At 68.7% G+C, this 1,056-nt stretch carries 2 protein-coding genes; both read left to right on the forward strand.

What is annotated here, in order from left to right; all coding sequences use genetic code 11:
* On the forward strand, window positions 1–529 hold a 529-nt coding region (locus U1769_RS25450; RefSeq protein WP_503644658.1), incomplete at its 5' end, for a type II secretion system protein L.
* Complete coding sequence (locus tag U1769_RS25455; protein ID WP_332720939.1) at window positions 526–1,032, forward strand: type II secretion system protein M; 507 nt, start codon at window positions 526–528, stop codon at window positions 1,030–1,032. The genes U1769_RS25450 and U1769_RS25455, both read left to right, overlap by 4 nt.
* Window positions 1,033–1,056: the final 24 nt, after the last annotated feature.

Raw genomic sequence — 1,056 nt, forward strand, 5'->3', positions numbered from 1 at the left:
GGGCGGTGGGGGGCTGGCTGAGCGGTTGCTGGTGCCGCCATTGGATCTGCGGCAGGGCCCGTATGCGCGAAGACGGGCAGCAACCGGCAATTGGTTGAAGCGGCTGGTGCTGGTCGCGGGCGCAGGAATTGTGGCACACATCGTGATATCGGCGGCGGACACGGTGATGTTGCGCGCGATTGCTGAGCGGCGCGCGGCGGATGTGCGGGTGGCTGTGGCTCAGGCCGCGCCGGGCGCGAACCTGTCAGGTGATTTGCGGACAAGGGTGGCGGATTTGCTGCCCACGGGTGGCCCGGCGGGAAGCGCGTTCGTGCCGCTGGTAACACGGACGTCGCAGGCGCTGGCGCCGCTGTCGAGTGCAGTGACCGCACGGGCGATGCGATTTGAGGGCAATGCGTTGGTGCTGGAGATCGAGCCGGGTGAGCCGGGACTGGCTGAGCGGGTGCGCGGGGCAATGCAGGCGGCCGGGGTTTCCGCAGATGTCGTCGCGGCCCCCGACGGCGCCATTCGTTTGACGGTGCGGCCATGAGCGTGGTGCGGATCATCGAGAGCTCGCGGCTGGAAGCATGGCTGCTGCGGATGGAGCTGTGGTGGGGCGGACTGTCGTTACGCGAACGCTGGCTGGTCGGAACGCTGGGGGTGATTCTGACGGCGCTGATCCTGGTTTTTGGTATTGTGAAGCCGTTGCAGGCCGCGCGGGCCGAGGCGCTGGCGGATATTCGGACTTATGAAACGCTGGCGGCGCGCGTGCGGGCGGCAGGCGTGCTGACGCCGCAAGGCGCGAAGCCGCAGATGCGGGCAGGTGCGCCGCAGGATGCGGCGCGGGCTGCGGCAAGGGATGCCGGGATCACCGCGACATTCGTGCCGGGTGCAGCGGGGCTGACCGCGCAGGTGGCCGAGGCGCCCTATGAGGGCGTGGTCGGCTGGATCGCCGATGTCGAGCGAACGACGACGTTGCGCGCGCAGCGCGTCGAACTGCTGAAGGGCGGTGCGCCGGGTCGGGTCAACGCGACGGTGACATTCGTGCCATGAACGAAACGCTGATCTTGACCGAGT

The sequence above is a fragment of the Parasphingomonas zepuensis genome, assembly GCF_036663735.1.
Taxonomy (GTDB): Bacteria; Pseudomonadota; Alphaproteobacteria; order Sphingomonadales; family Sphingomonadaceae; genus Sphingomonas.

What these genes read in the sequence shown, in the direction of transcription:
- U1769_RS25455 (WP_332720939.1), top strand. Translation starts at nt 526, where the DNA reads ATGAGCGTGGTGCGGATCATCGAGAGCTCGCGGCTGGAAGCATGGCTG.